A 14,933-nucleotide genomic window follows, 5' to 3' on the forward strand; every position below is an offset into this window, starting at 1 on the left:
TGCATCCACCTCGCGCTAGCTCTTCCGCAATATTACTTAATAAATATCCCCATCTTTATCAAAACTTTAATTAAATAAGTGTTTTTACGGAAAACTTTATATAAAGTATCTTAAAAAACAGTTATGGTTGCTATAACCTTCAGAAAGAGTTTCGGATGCAAGTCGCGAAACAGGGAAATCATTGTCTTTTTTTAACCCCCAGTAGGTGTATTATGCTAAATTTAAATAATCAAGTTTCAGGAAGTGCGATCGCCTTTATCGACACTCAAGTTGAAAATTATCAAAGTTTAGTCGCGGGGGTAACACCGGGTACGGAAGTAGTGGTTTTGGATGGGAACCGGGATGCGATCAACCAAATTACTCAAATTTTAGCTCTTCGTACCAATATTGACAGCATTCACATAGTTTCTCACGGTGCTCCCGGCAGCTTGCAACTCGGCGACGGTAGCTTGAGTTTAGATGATATAGAGTGCGATCGGGATTCTCTACAGCAGTGGTTTTCGCCACGAACCGACTCGATCGGCAAAAATGGACCTAATATCCTCTTGTACGGGTGCTCAGTAGCAGCAGGCGAGACAGGTAAAGCATTTGTCAAACGCTTGAGTGAGTTAACCGGGGCATCGGTTGCAGCTTCCAAAAACCTCACGGGAAGTGTAGCCAAAGGCGGCGACTGGGAACTGGAAGTCAGAACCGGGAAAATAGAAACGCCGCTGGTATTTGCACCAGAAGTATTAGCAGGTTACGAATATGTTTTGAATACTTTTGGTGCGGAGACTAATTTTGGCGCGGGGAATCAACCGCAATTCGTCGGCGTAGGAGACTTCAACGGCGACACCAAGCCTGACTTAGCCGTGGCGAATCGTGCCGATAACAACGTTTCTATCCTACTAGGGACAGGTACAGGCAGCTTTAGTGGTCCCACTAATTTTCCTGTGGGACAAACTGCTGCCTTTGCTGTCACGGTAGCAGACTTTAATGGAGACACCAAGCTTGACCTAGCCGTTGCCAACTGGCTGAGTAATAACGTCTCAATTTTGTTAGGAACAGGGACAGGCAGTTTTGGTACAGCTACCAACTTGGACGTCGGGTCGAGTCCTTGGTCAGTTACGTCCGGCGACTTCAATGGAGATGGCAACATTGACCTAGCCACAGCCAACAGTGACTCAAACGATGTCTCTATTCTGTTAGGGGGAGGTACAGGTATCTTTCCTAGTAGGGCGGACTGGATGATCGACGGGACACGACCCCAGTCTATAGCTGTAGGCGACTTTAACAAAGACGGAAAACTTGACCTAGTTACGGCGAACTTTACCTCAAACAATGTTTCGATCCTATTTGGGACAGGCACGGGGAACTTTGGCATTGCCAGTAGTTTTAGTGTGGGGACAAACCCCTATTCTGTTGCTGTGCAAGATTTTAATGGGGATGGCAACCCTGACATAGCCACGGCCAACGAAGGTTCTAATGATGTATCCGTGCTCTTGGGGAATGGCACAGGTGGCTTTGGGGCTAACACTAACTTTCCTGTGGGGACAGGGCCTCGTTCCGTGACAGTAGGTGACTTTAACGCAGACGGCAAAATTGACTTAGCTACAGCGAACGGTGTTAGCAGCTCGACCCCTGTTGCTAATAACCTCTCGGTTCTGTTGGGGACAGGCACTGGTACTTTTAGCCCTGCCGCCAACTATAGCTTGGGGTCAAATCCCTGGACTGTCACTGCGGCAGACTTGAATGCGGATGGGAATCTTGACCTAGCCACGTCGAACTATTGGACTAACAACGTTTCGATTCTGCTAAATACACCCAATACAGTTAATTTTGGTAGTGCCACTTACAGCGGTACAGAAGGAACAACAGACACAGTAGTTAATATTCCCGTCACCCTCAGCGGCGGCACTCCCTTGGGCGATGTAGTTGTACCAATTGCGATCGACCTCAGCAGCACAGCCACCGAAAATTCAGACTACGCCTTTTCCCCTACCTCGATTACATTCCCCGCAGGCGCAACAGGTGACACACTCACCCAGAATGTTGCAGTTACTATCAAACCTGACAATCTCCCTGAGAACGCCGAAACCGCAATCCTCAACTTGGGCACAATCACCGGTGGCGTTGCCGGTACAGCAAAACAAACAACACTAACTATTGCTGCTAACGGTACTGTTTCTTATGCTGTAGCCACCGATACTGCCAGCATTCCTGAAGGTAATAGCGGCACAACTCCTCTGACTTTTACCGTGACTCGCAGCGGCGGCACGGGTGTAGCAAGTAGCGTAAATTATACAATTGGAGGAACTGCTACAAACGTCAGCGACTACAACAACATCGCTGGCACTTCTGGGGCAACGGGTATTAGTGGCACAATCAATTTTGCGGTAGCGGAAACATCTAAAACTATCACTTTAAATGTGTTAGGCGACGGATTAGTAGAACCCGACGAAACTGTTGCGGTTACGCTGTCGAATCCTGTTGCACCGGGGCCGACACCTACCTTTACTGCTGCAACTGCGACAACTACCATCACAAATGACGATACTGCCGGTTTCAGCATTGCACCTACGAACATCACTGCTACAGAAGGCGGTGCAACTGGCAGTTACAACGTCAAGCTAACTTCGCAACCGACGGCACCCGTTAATATTAGCTTTAATACTGGCAATGCAATTAGCCCGATCGCCACACCGATTACTTTTGACAGCACTAACTGGAATGTCGATCAAACTGTCACTGTTAGTGCGATCGACGACAATTTAGCACAAGGAACCCACAGCGGCACGATCGCTCACACAGTTACCAGTACCGATGCGAGTTATAACGCCAAAGCGATGCCCGATGTGACGGCATCGATTACTGATAACGATAGTCCGGGTGTGTCGATCGTGCAATCGGCAGGCAGTACAAATATTGCTGAAGGCGGTGCAACGGCTACCTACGGCGTGGTTTTGACTACCGCACCTGCTGCCAACGTTACGATTAATTTTGACGCGGGTACTCAAATTAGTGCGATCGCACCTCTGACTTTCACCCCCATTAATTGGAATGTTGCTCAAAATGTGACTGTTAGTGCGATCGAGGACAGCATAGCCGAAGGAACCCACAGCGGCACGATTACTCACACTTCTGTCAGTACCGATACTTTGTATAATGGGCTGACGATTTCTCCTGTGACTGCCACGATTGCTGACAACGATACCGCAGGCGTGACTATTTCAGCGACGAGTACAACTGCTACCGAAGGCGGTGCTAATGGCACGTACAGGGTTAAGTTAAAATCCCAGCCGATCGCACCTGTGACGGTTAGTTTCACTACAGGGGAGCCAATAAATGCGATCGCCCCAATTACTTTTGACAGCACTAACTGGAATGTGGATCAGACTGTCACTGTTAGTGCGATCGACGATAGCATAGCCCAAGGAAGCCGCAGCGGCACGATAGCTCACACTTCTGCCAGCGCCGATACCAAGTATAATGCGCTGACGATTTCTCCTGTGACTGCCACGATTGCTGACAACGATACCGCAGGTGTGAGTATTTCACCAACGAGTACAACTGCTACCGAAGGCGGTGCTACTGGGACGTACAGCCTCACACTAACTTCTGTGCCCACGGCACCTGTGACGGTTAGTTTTGCGAATGGCAGTGAAATTAATGCGATCGCTGATGTTACCTTCGACTCTACTAACTGGAATGTCGCGAAAGTAGTGACTGTAACGGCTACAAACGATGCGGTTGTTGAAGGAAATCATACAGGCAGTATTTCTCATACGGCTGCGAGTGCTGATAGTAAGTATAGTGCGATCGGGATTCCGGGCGTGACAGTGGCGATCGCTGATAACGATGTACCGCCGACGCCAGTAGTTGTCGAGCCGCCTGTCGATCCGGTAGTAGTTGTCGAGCCGCCTGTGCTGCCGCCTGTGCTGCCGCCTGTGCTGCCGCCTGTGCTGCCGCCTGTGCTGCCGCCTGTGCTGCCACCTGTGCTGCCGCCTGTGCTGCCACCTGTGCTGCCGCCTGTGCTGCCACCTGTCGAGCCGCCTGTGCTGCCACCTGTCGAGCCACCTGTCGAGCCACCTGTCGAGCCGCCTGTGCTGCCGCCTGTGCTGCCGCCAGTAGTTGTCGAGCCGCCAGTAGTTGTCGAGCCGCCTGTGCTGCCGCCAGTAGTTGTCGAGCCACCAGTAGTCGTCGAGCCACCAGTCATCGTCAATCCGCAACCGCCAGTCACTACAGGAACAGGCAACCCAAACATATTCCCGATCGGATTACCGAAATCTAACGATCTACCTCAATCTGGCGGAACTGTCGATCTAGTGGCGGGTGGCCCAGGCATCACCGTCTCCCCCACCAACGGATTAATCACCACTAAAACAGGTGGCAAAGCCAAATTTACCCTCGCACTTAATAGCCCGCCCACGGCTCCTGTTACGATCGGTTTGAATGTTTCTCCTCAAAATCCAACAGAAGGTAGTCTCTCCACTCCAGGAGTTACCTTTACACCTAACAACTGGAATATTCCCCAGGAGGTAACGGTAAAAGGAGAGGATGGTACTATCTCTGCTGCTAACCGACCTTACACGATCGTTACCGCCCCTGCGATCAGCACTGACAGCAAATACTCAGGTCTAGATGCCTCTGATGTCAGTCTCACCAATATGCTCGTTTATGCCGACTATCCCTACAATCAATATCCTCAGATTGTCGTTGGGCCAACAAGCGAGTTGACTACAACAGAAGCAGGCGACACTGCTAATTTCAGTGTTGTGTTGACTCAGCAACCTATGGCTGATGTTTTCATCCCAGTCAGCAGTGACAACACGGAAGAAGGAACTGTTTCAGTATCGACGCTGAAGTTCACTCCTGATAATTGGGATATAGCTCAGACTGTCACAATCAAGGGTATTAACGATAATCAATCCGATGGCGATCGTCCCTACAACATTATCCTCGACCCGGCTATAAGCAACGACTTTGCTGACAGTGGTGGCTTTTTTCCAAATTTTGTGTACTCAGGTCTCGATCCTCAAGATGTCAGCGTGACTAATCTCGAACGCAGTTACACTTTCAACAAAATCAAGACGGAAATCTCGAATGATTTCAACGGCGGAGCGATTAGCGCTTGGGGAGACTACAGCGGTGATGGGAAACTGGATTTTATCGCGTCGGGCGCTCCTCAGCTACTTAGCACACTCGGTAGCAGTTTTAGCTTCAAGAGCACTTGGCTGTACCGGAACACAGGCAGTACATTTACTGCTGAAAGTGGCAACACAGGTTTGGAGTTAGCTCCTACGGCATCTTGGGGAGACTACAACAACGACGGCAAGCTCAATTTTGCCTTACAAACAAACCAATTGCAAAGTCAGGCTCAAACGAACGACATACCAAACTATCTGAAAATCTACGACAACACTGGTAGCAACGAGAATGTATTCAACTCGGAACAGAGAAGTTCCGTTGATAGCTCCCAATCGTGGGCAGACTACAACAACGACGGCAAACTCGATCTCCTGAATGCCACCACACAAAGTATCACGAATGAAAATGCAGACGGTACGTATAGCACCCTGGAAAACGCAAGCTTACTGTACCGCAATACTGGGAAGAGCGATATTGTTTTTACGCCAGATATTACTGCCCAACTCCCGGGTGTTCTCAACGGTTCAGCAGCATGGGGAGACCACAACAAGGACGGCAAACTCGACATCCTGCTAACGGGCGATAGTCTTTCCGGCAAAATAACCAAGGTGTTTGGCAATACTGGCAGTGGGTTTAGCGAAGCTTTCGCTTTGCCCGGTGTTTCTAATGGTTCGGCTGCTTGGGGAGACTATGACAATGATGGCGATTTGGATATCTTGCTCGCGGGTAATTCAGATTCTGGCAACATCACTAAAGTTTACCGGAACACAGGCAGTGGCTTTAACGAAGACAATACAGCCGTCTTGCCCGGTGGCAGTTTTGCAGCTTGGGGAGACTACGACAACGACGGCAAATTGGATATTTTGCTCAACAGCGAATTGGAGGACAAGTTCTACAGCAAAGTTTACCGGAACACAGGCAGCGGCTTTAGCGAAGATATCAGTGCTGGACTGACTGGCGCCGGTTTTGGAGCTTGGGGAGACTACGACAGTGACGGCAAATTGGATATTTTGCTGGGCAACCAAGTGTACCGCAGCAATACTGCGATCGCGAACACTCCTCCCACTGCACCCACAGGGCTGTCGGCTGAGCCTTCTGGCCGAAATGTCACTTTCAACTGGAACAAAGCAACTGATGCTCAAACTCCTGCCGATGGTTTAAGCTACAACCTGCGAGTTGGCACGACACCAGGGGGCAGTGACATTCTCGCCCCGATGTCTCTCAATGACGGAACTCGGCAAGTTGTAGGGCTAGGTAATGCCAATCAAAACACCCAGTGGCAGCTCAAAGATTTGTCTCCAGATCAGACATATTACTGGAGCGTACAGGCAATTGATGCTGCTTGGGCAGGTTCAGAGTTTGCCACAGAAGGCAGTTTTACAGTCGCCAACAACCCGCCTGTCCTCAACTACGGCCCCGATACAACCCCGTGGCATTACCAGTACATCCAGTCGAGCAACTCATCAACCTTCGAGTACACCTTCCCAGAAAACACGTTCACTGACCCCGATCCGGGCGACCAACTGACCTACACAGCAACTCTGATGGACGGCAGTCCCCTGCCAAGTTGGCTCACTTTCAACCCAGATACCCGCACACTCAGCGGCACAAGTCCTAAACTGCAGCAGTTAACAATCAAGTTAACAGCAACAGACAGGGCGGGTCTTAGTGTCAGCGACAATGACCTTACACGTCCATTTCAGGGTATGTTGCTGACATTTAGTTGCACCGGCGTAGTTATTGACGGCTACATAAACGGTGCAACTCTCTTCCTAGACGCCAACAAAAATGGCGTCCTTGACACCAACGAACCATCCACCACCACTGACAGCAATGGTGAATTCAATCTCAACATCCCCTTCGAGACATTCGACACCAACAAAAACGGAGAAATCGACCCATCAGAAGGCAATCTAGTAGCCACAGGAGGCACTGACACCGCCACCGGCTTACCCCTAGAAACACCAGTCACCGCACCGCCCGATTCTAGTGTAGTCACCCTCCTAACCACCTTAGTCGCCGACTTAACCGACAAAGGAATTGAACCAGAAGAAGCGCAATCTTTAGTCAAAGCCGCCCTTGGACTCCCCACTGAAGTTGACCTAACTAGCTTAGATCCGATCGCAGCCACCAACCAAAATTTACCAGGCGGAGTCCAAGTCTTATCCGCAATGGTGAAAGTCCAAAACTTCATCACCCAAACCAGCGCTTTGATTGACGGCGCTTCCAGTGCACTCAATACCGATATTGTCAAAGCTGTTGTCAGTTCAATTACCGAGCGAATTCAATCCAGTACAATCTTAAACCTCAGCAACGCAGCAGCCTTAGAACCAATCATTCAGCAAGCTGCCGCAAAAATTCAGCAAATTGACCCCAGTTTCAACAGTCAACAAATCACCCAAATTACATCGCAAGCAGCGACAGTAATGGCAACAGCCAATCAACGCATTGATGCCGCTGTCTCTAACCCAACAGCAACATCAATTCCTGAATCACTTGCCCGCCTCCAACAAGTAGCTTTAGGCCCAACAACTCAAGACTTCAAAGAAGTTGGTACAGGAAATAAACCAATTTCCCTGGTAGTTACTGAGAATACCGGTGCTGCTTTAGATAGCAGAATTCAAGCAGTAGTTTTACCAGTTGGCCTTGCGACTCCTGTTGTCAGTGGCGATGCTGATTTGGGCAGCAATTCCCCGAATGCAATTCTCGGTACAAATGGCGACGATATCCTGATTGGCGACAGCGCGGATAATGTATTGATGGGCATGAGGGGCAATGATTCCCTCGATGGAACTCTGGGAAATGACACTGTTTTCGGTGGCAAAGGTAGCGATACTTTGGTCGGAAGTAGCGGTGATGATGCCTTGTTTGGCAATCGCGGTGCTGACATTTTGAATGGCGATGATGGCAACGATATGCTTTACGGAGGTAAGGGAGATGATTTGCTGACGGGCGGTTTGGGAATGGATAGTTTGATAGGAGGAATGGGAGTAGATAAATTCCTACTCTCTACCAATTCCGGTACTGATACGATCGCAGATTTTGAACTCGGTCAAGACTTGTTAGTATTGGGTAGCGGGCTGGATTTCTCGCAGTTGGCGATTAGTCAAGATAGCGCGGCTACTTTAATTCGGTTTGCACAAACTGGGGAAATTTTAGCTTCTCTCAGTGGAGTTTCTGCTAGCAGTATTAGCGCTGCCAATTTCGGATTGATTTAAGATTGAGTTGGATTCAATCACTTGTTTTAATAGTCTGGCAGATCCCCCCTAACCCCCCTTAAAAAAGGGGGGGACAATAGGGTTCTTCAAGTCCCCCTTCTTAAGGGGGATTTAGGGGGATCGAGACTTAAACACCAATCAGAAATACAGAGTCCTCTCTTCAATCCGCGTCGGCGGATTTGGTCTGACAAGACGCGGTTTCAACCGCCGAGTATCTAACATTTTCACATCAGCATCGCTGATATCGCATTCCCGGCAACTGCGAAACTAATCCCAACAATTCCAGTTGCAAAAGAATACCAGAAACCGTTCCCGCTTGCAATCCCGCTGCTTCCACAATTGTATCAAGAGAATTCGGCCCAGAACCCAGAGCACTTAACACCTTAGCCAATTCCGGCTCCAACGGCGGCCCTTGCTTTTCAACCGTCGGATTTGGGGGAAACAGCGACAACTGCTGCGCGCTATCCAATTTTGGCATAGCTCCGAGCATTTCCAACAACCTGTCTTCGCTTAACAGTCGATCACTATTCGGGAGAATCGGATGAGCACCTTTACTCAGCAACTCCAAACATCCAAAAGAACGCTCATCATCCAATCTGCCCGTCAAAACATACACATCCCGACAAAAATCATTAGCTTGATAAGCAGTAATTAAAGCACCCGATTTGTGCGGAGCTTCTATCACGATTGTAGCGCGACTTAAGCCAGCAATTATCCGATTTCGGCGCGGAAAATTAGTTTTATTCGGTTGAGTACCCGCCGGATATTCGCTAATTACCAATCCCTGCTGCAAAATGCGATCGCACAACCTCTCATTTTGTTTGGGATATACAATATCTACTCCCGTCCCCACTACGGCGAAAGTCCTTCCTCCCGCCTCCAAACAGCCTATATGAGCCTCTGTATCAATGCCCGCCGCCAATCCCGAAACCACAGTAAAACCGCTTTTAGCCAAAGCCGTACTAATTTTGCGAGTCCACCTTCTGCCGTATTCCGAAGGGCTGCGAGTACCAACCATTGCCACCGTCGGCGTAATTCCTTGATTCTCTTTTACATCAACTAAACCACGATAATACAACACTGGTGGCGGATTGTGAATTTCCAATAATAAGCGGGGATAATCTGGATCTGCAGGCGTCCAAAAACAGGGATTTTTTATAAGATGTTTTTCGATAAATTCTTCGGGATTGAGTTTAGTGCGTTCTTGCAAAATGGTTTCAATTATCTGCTTGCCAAACCCTTCGATTCGCATTAAATCTACTGGTTTTGCCGTCCAAGCTTCTGCCAAACTATTGAAATTTTGGTGCAATCTTTGCAACAAAATCGGCCCGATACCGTTAATTTGTGACCATGCTAACCAGTAAGCGCGTTCTTCTAACAACGAGTTGCCCTCAACTTATCTGAGAATGATTTTATCATTGTGGGTTGGGATATAGATTTTTTTTAACGAACCGCGAAGGCGCAAAGAATGCGAAGGGAAGAAGAGAAAGAGTTGAAAAGAATGGCTAAGCTTTCCAATCGACAAAACGGGCATAAATATAAGCAATAATTTCTCCGATTACTGTCCGAAAACCTTCGCTCGATTTCCACCATTCTTGAGGATTGTAATCTTGTGGTTCCGCCGCTATAATCCCGACTTTAATCTCAGGATTCAGCACTTCTTTAAATACAATCCAACTTCTGCGGGCGTGAGGGCCAAAGGAATAAAGATTAATTGAGTTAACTTTTAAACCTGAAGTAGAAAACCAATCTCGAAGTGCGATCGCAGAAGCAGCAGTGCGGTGTTTCACCACACTCGCTGCTGGTACTGCTACTACTTGGTTTTTATCAAATCCTAGCGCAATAAAAGTCGCGGCAGTTAGTGCGGCATAATTTTTATATTCAGCGAGATAGAAGCCTTTACTTAAAGGAACTCCTGTGGTAATTAATTGGCGGTATTCGCCTTTTTTGAATTCGGCGATCGCACTTTCGATCGCATAATCCGGCAACCAGCCTTCGACAACCAATATATCTGCTTTAATCGGCGCATTTACCGCCAAAAACGGATGGATATTTGTGATAATTAAGAGCATTGCAATTATTAATCCCATCATAGCAATTACCCAGACTTCCCTGGTAACTGCCCACATTTCTCGGCGGCGAATTAGACGAATTCTCATTTTAAATCGATCTAGATTTTTTCGGGTATGGAGGCAGATTCGGCGAGACTGGGGAAGAGGGAAATAGTGGAAAACTGAGAGAATTTCCCAATGCCCAATGCCCCATTCCCAATGCCTCATTCCCAAATTATTGGTGTTTCAGATACTCAAAAACGCTTTTATCCCCGATATCCTGCGGCATCGGTTGAAAAAACTTACGCACAGCAAAGATGATAAACAAAACGGCCCAAATAGCCAGCAAAAACTGTTCATTTTCCGCTGACAAAAAGCCAAAAATATGTCCTAAAATTAAGAGAGGAACTCCCGGAGTCAAAAACTTAGTTTCGAGGCGATTAAAGCAGAATGCTTCCTTAAAAAAAATGCCATTTAAGGCGGCAAAAGTAAAGCCAATTCCCCACAACGTGGCGGGATGTTCGTACACTGCTAAAGCTAAAGGTTGGCTGCTTTGTAGGGCGACAAACAATGCTGCTGCGCCGCCGATCGCCCAAAACGCCTGTAGTGTTCGGTGCAGCGCAATCATGTAAATGTGAATAGTTGCCAAGCTGACGCCTAAAGCTATCCAGAAACAAGCAAAAACAGGCGTTACAGCTTGGATTGCCATCGGGTTGTCGCCCTGTTGCAGCACCAGAGTAGTGCCGATCGCAAAACACAGCGCCGCCACGCCCAATCCAGCGCGGTAAATCAACACTCCCGTGCGATCGTTTTGAGTAACCGTAAACTCGCCGAATTGTCCTTGATAGACTGGCGATTCATCAGGCGATTTCAGTAGTTGCATAATAGCTTCCTCCTATCAGACACGAATGTACTTCTGCCAAGATATACTTTATTGATAAACCGATCCAGCGAGACCGAGCGATGCCTAAATTTAACAAGCCTAAACTTAACCAGCCTAAAGTTAACAAGTCTAAAGTTAACAAATCTCAATTGGACGATCGCCCCGATCCAAGCAAATCCCTTCCTTCACAATCCGAACTTCCTCCAGTTCAGCTTGATGAAACCATTGTAGCAGGCAGAAGACCGAAACCGCTAAACGACTTTCAGAGCCTGCTGGAGGAATTATCAGAATTGAGATCGGGGTTCGATCCAGAAATGTTAGCGGAGCTCGACAAAAATCTCCCATTTAAGACCAAGCAATTTGAAACTAAAATGAGCAAAGTTTTGGGCTCGAAAAATATTGATTGCACCCTAAAAAACTCAATCAAATATCTAGAGTACATCAAGCAAAACATTCAACTTCCGTGCCACGTTACCGGCATAGAAGAGTTTGAATGGGAAGAAGAATATACAATGGGTTCTGGCAGTAAAAAAGAATATGCACGACTCAAAAAAACTCAACCTTCTTATACTGATAACTTCACAATTAATCGGTTACAGGATTTTGAGATTCAGGAAGAAGGCATATTTGTGGAAGTGCAGCGCGTCGGCGATCGCCAAAAGTTTATGTTGCCTTTATTCGAGTTAGAATCAGTTGATGTGATCTCCCGAAACAATCAGTTATTAGATGATTATGCCGTGTGGTTTCTCTATTATTAAGGAAGAGTGGAAAAGTGGAAAAGTGGGGGAGGGGAAGAGGGGGAGAAGGGGAGAAGGGGAGAGTGGGGGATAGGAAAAATCTGCCTTCTGCCTTCTGCCTTCTACCTTCTGCCTTCTGCCTTCTACCTTCTGCCTTCTGCCTTCTACCTTCTACCTTCTTAATTAAATTGAAGCCGCAAAGTGCGATCGCGAAACCAAAGCCAAAGCTTCAACCAAACTGCGAACAGCCGCGATCATCGCCACTTCGCTATTAAGTTGGCTGACAGCAGAACCGACGCCAACACCCGCAGCACCCGCTCCAATAGCGAGGGGTGCGGTGACGCTGGAGATACCAGAAGCGCAGAGTACGGGGACGGATACGGCGCGGGAAATTTCAAAGGCTGCTGCCAAAGTAGGCGCTGCTTTTTCAATTAATCCCAATGTGCCGGCGTGAATTGGTTGGGCGCTGGTGCCACCTTCGGTTTGGATGATATTAGCCCCAACTTTGACTAATTCAATTGCTAACTGCACTTGTTTGTCGAGTGTCAGAATGTGGGGAACTGTGACAGAAAGAGTGATGTTCGGAAATAGCGATCGAGTTTCGCGAGTCAACTCCAAAACTTCCTCAGCTTCAAAGCGGCGGCCTAGTGCGTAGAAAGCATCAAAGTTGCCAATTTCAATCAAATCAGCCCCAGCTTCTACCGCAGCCACAAACTTTTGCGGTTCCACAGCCGATACACAAATTGGCAGATTTGTCAACAGTTTTGCCATCAATACCAAATCTCGATCGGCAGCAATATCGACAAAGGAAGCACCGCCGAGATCCGCTGCTTTGACGACAGCCGCAACGTTGGCGGCATCAAAGTTATTTAAACCGCTGATAATTTTCAGGGCGCGACCTTGCTCAAATGCGCGCTGCAATTTAGAATTTACACTCATCGTTAGTTTTCCAACTCAGAAAATTTCTTAGACTCATTTTGACACGGATTAGAACAATTTTTGATTTTTAATTCTTAATTTTTAATTACACCGTTCAAAAAGAATGCAAATGTAGGTCAAGTCCCAACTCATAGGGAAAAAAGCGCGATTCTGGAATAATATTGTGCATATTACAATTCTCTAAGCTCAAGGGCAAAAGTTATGAACGCATTTGATAGCTTAAAGATCGAGGGGTTTCGCCGTTTTTTTTCGGCAGAAGTGGAAATGCGACCCCTGACTGTGATGATTGGTGCTAACGGTGTTGGCAAAAGTTCTTTTTTAGAAATATTCTCACTTTTAGCAGCATCAGCCAACGGTCAGTTACAGTCCAAAATTTCAGAGTTGGGCGGTTTAACTCAGATGGTAACATTAGACCGGGCTGATAGCGTGTCAATCTCTTTATCAATGCCTATAGAGAATCAGGAACCGCTTAACTATTCTCTGAAACTTGCAACCAAAGGTCAATTCTATGAAATTGGTTCAGAAACTCTAATCCAACAGCGCAATCGCCATGCTTCTCAACCTTTTAAGTATATTGAATCTCGCGGTTTAGATGTCAGATATTTCAGTCCAGACGATGAAAAGCTACTACGTCCAAACTGGCAGTACAATCGTTTGGAAAGCTCACTCGCTCAGGTTCCTAAGATGTATCAGGAACCAGAAACATTGAGGCAGCACTTAGCTTCATGTAGCTTTTATAAGGCGGGCGAGTTGAATCTTTCCCCTCAAAGTCCGATCCGTTTACCTCAATCTATGCGGCCTGCAACTTTGCCCGGTGTCAAGGGAGAAGATTTAGTTTCATGCCTCTATTACCTGCGAGAAACAGATCCAAATCGATTTGAAATTATCCAAGATACACTAGCTGCGGCTTTTCCTGATTTTGAAAGGTTGAGTTTTCCGCCAGTAGCAGCCGGAACTTTAGCAATGACTTGGAAGGATAGAAATTTTTCTCATCCTTTTTATATGCACCAACTATCCGAAGGGACGCTCAGGTTTCTCTGGTTAATCACCCTACTGCAAAGCCGAGATTTGACTGCTGTCACGCTGATTGATGAGCCGGAAGTTAGTTTACATCCAGAGTTGTTACAACTGTTAGCGAATGCCATGAGAGAAGCTTCTAAAAGAACTCAACTAATTGTCGCAACTCATTCCGATAGACTTATCCGATTTTTAAAGCCTCACGAGGTGCTAGTTTGTGATGCTGAAGATGGTCTTACAACTCTAACTTGGGCTGACTCTATAGACTTAGAACACTGGTTAGAAGATTATAGCTTGGATCAGCTTTGGGCAATGAACATTTTTGGAGGCAGACCGTGAAAATTGCTATTTTGGTTGAAGGAGCAACGGAAATGGCATTTAAGGCTAAGTTGCAAGAATTTCTTAAGTCACGCCTGGGACAGCAGATGCCAAAATTAAAGCTTATATCTTGTGAAGGTCGCATTCACAAAGAAGCAAAACTCAGGCGCGTTGTGGAAAATTTATTGACTGGTAGAGATGCCTATGATGCTGTAATTGCATTAACAGATGTTTATACGGGTACTAAAGATTTTAAAGATGCAGCGGATGCTAAGGATAAAATGAAACAATGGGTGGGGGACAATCCTAAATTTTATCCCCATGCAGCTTCCCATGACTTTGAAGCTTGGCTGTTACCTTTTTGGTCAAAAATTCAGCAAATATCAGGAGGTAATAGAGCGGTTCCTAGCGGTCTTCCTGAACTGGTCAATCACAATAATCCACCTTCTTATCGGATTAAAGAAATATTTGAACAGGGGAAACGTCGGAGCTACGATAAAGCGCGGGATGCCAAAAGAATATTAGACGGACAAAATCTCATGGATGCTGCGGTAGTCTGTCCTGAATTAAAGGCTTTTTTGAATACTATTTTATCTCTTTGTGGGGGCGAATTGATTCCTTGATCGGTTCCAAAACGATACAA

At 47.1% G+C, this 14,933-nt stretch carries 8 protein-coding genes; 4 read left to right on the forward strand and 4 right to left on the reverse strand.

From position 1 onward, the window contains the following. Positions 1 to 212: 212 nt before the first annotated feature. The gene (locus QUA58_RS19275) at positions 213 to 8,345 is read left to right on the forward strand and encodes an FG-GAP-like repeat-containing protein (protein WP_333395355.1); all 8,133 of its coding nucleotides are present in this window, start codon (positions 213 to 215) and stop codon (positions 8,343 to 8,345) included. Between the two features lie 229 nt (positions 8,346 to 8,574). Here QUA58_RS19275 and dprA read toward each other — a convergent pair whose 3' ends face one another. The 3 genes from dprA to QUA58_RS19290 form a co-directional block, all read right to left on the reverse strand. Then, the gene (gene dprA, locus QUA58_RS19280; RefSeq protein WP_333253802.1) at positions 8,575 to 9,726 is read right to left on the reverse strand and encodes a DNA-processing protein DprA; all 1,152 of its coding nucleotides are present in this window, start codon (positions 9,724 to 9,726) and stop codon (positions 8,575 to 8,577) included. A gap of 124 nt (positions 9,727 to 9,850) precedes the next feature. Further along, the gene (locus tag QUA58_RS19285) at positions 9,851 to 10,504 is read right to left on the reverse strand and encodes a YdcF family protein (protein WP_333395356.1); all 654 of its coding nucleotides are present in this window, start codon (positions 10,502 to 10,504) and stop codon (positions 9,851 to 9,853) included. Positions 10,505 to 10,631: 127 nt separating this feature from the next. Beyond that, positions 10,632 to 11,279, reverse strand: coding sequence for a DUF2301 domain-containing membrane protein (locus QUA58_RS19290; RefSeq protein ID WP_333253798.1), 648 nt, complete (start codon positions 11,277 to 11,279; stop codon positions 10,632 to 10,634). 80 nt (positions 11,280 to 11,359) lie between these two features. Here QUA58_RS19290 and QUA58_RS19295 point away from each other — a divergent pair, with 80 nt between their 5' ends. Beyond that, positions 11,360 to 12,037: a calcium-binding protein gene (locus QUA58_RS19295; RefSeq protein WP_333253796.1), complete on the forward strand. Its 678-nt coding sequence runs from the start codon at positions 11,360 to 11,362 to the stop codon at positions 12,035 to 12,037. Between the two features lie 162 nt (positions 12,038 to 12,199). Here QUA58_RS19295 and QUA58_RS19300 read toward each other — a convergent pair whose 3' ends face one another. After that, positions 12,200 to 12,955, reverse strand: a complete 756-nt coding sequence (locus QUA58_RS19300; protein ID WP_333253794.1) for a DUF561 domain-containing protein — start codon at positions 12,953 to 12,955, stop codon at positions 12,200 to 12,202. A 201-nt stretch (positions 12,956 to 13,156) separates the two neighbouring features. Here QUA58_RS19300 and QUA58_RS19305 point away from each other — a divergent pair, with 201 nt between their 5' ends. After that, positions 13,157 to 14,311, forward strand: coding sequence for an AAA family ATPase (locus tag QUA58_RS19305; protein ID WP_333253792.1), 1,155 nt, complete (start codon positions 13,157 to 13,159; stop codon positions 14,309 to 14,311). Then, complete coding sequence (locus QUA58_RS19310; RefSeq protein WP_333395358.1) at positions 14,308 to 14,913, forward strand: DUF4276 family protein; 606 nt, start codon at positions 14,308 to 14,310, stop codon at positions 14,911 to 14,913. The genes QUA58_RS19305 and QUA58_RS19310 overlap by 4 nt, the downstream gene beginning before the upstream one ends. Positions 14,914 to 14,933 lie beyond the last annotated feature (20 nt).

This window comes from Microcoleus sp. N9_A1, assembly GCF_036701795.1.
GTDB lineage: Bacteria > Cyanobacteriota > Cyanobacteriia > Cyanobacteriales > Microcoleaceae > Microcoleus.

Bases quoted from the DNA above. Each gene is read 5' to 3' on its own strand.
- QUA58_RS19275 (WP_333395355.1), top strand. From the start codon at position 213: ATGCTAAATTTAAATAATCAAGTTTCAGGAAGTGCGATCGCCTTTATC.
- QUA58_RS19285 (WP_333395356.1), bottom strand. From the start codon at position 10,504: ATGAGAATTCGTCTAATTCGCCGCCGAGAAATGTGGGCAGTTACCAGG.
- QUA58_RS19290 (WP_333253798.1), bottom strand. From the start codon at position 11,279: ATGCAACTACTGAAATCGCCTGATGAATCGCCAGTCTATCAAGGACAA.
- QUA58_RS19295 (WP_333253796.1), top strand. From the start codon at position 11,360: ATGCCTAAATTTAACAAGCCTAAACTTAACCAGCCTAAAGTTAACAAG.
- QUA58_RS19300 (WP_333253794.1), bottom strand. From the start codon at position 12,955: ATGAGTGTAAATTCTAAATTGCAGCGCGCATTTGAGCAAGGTCGCGCC.
- QUA58_RS19305 (WP_333253792.1), top strand. From the start codon at position 13,157: ATGAACGCATTTGATAGCTTAAAGATCGAGGGGTTTCGCCGTTTTTTT.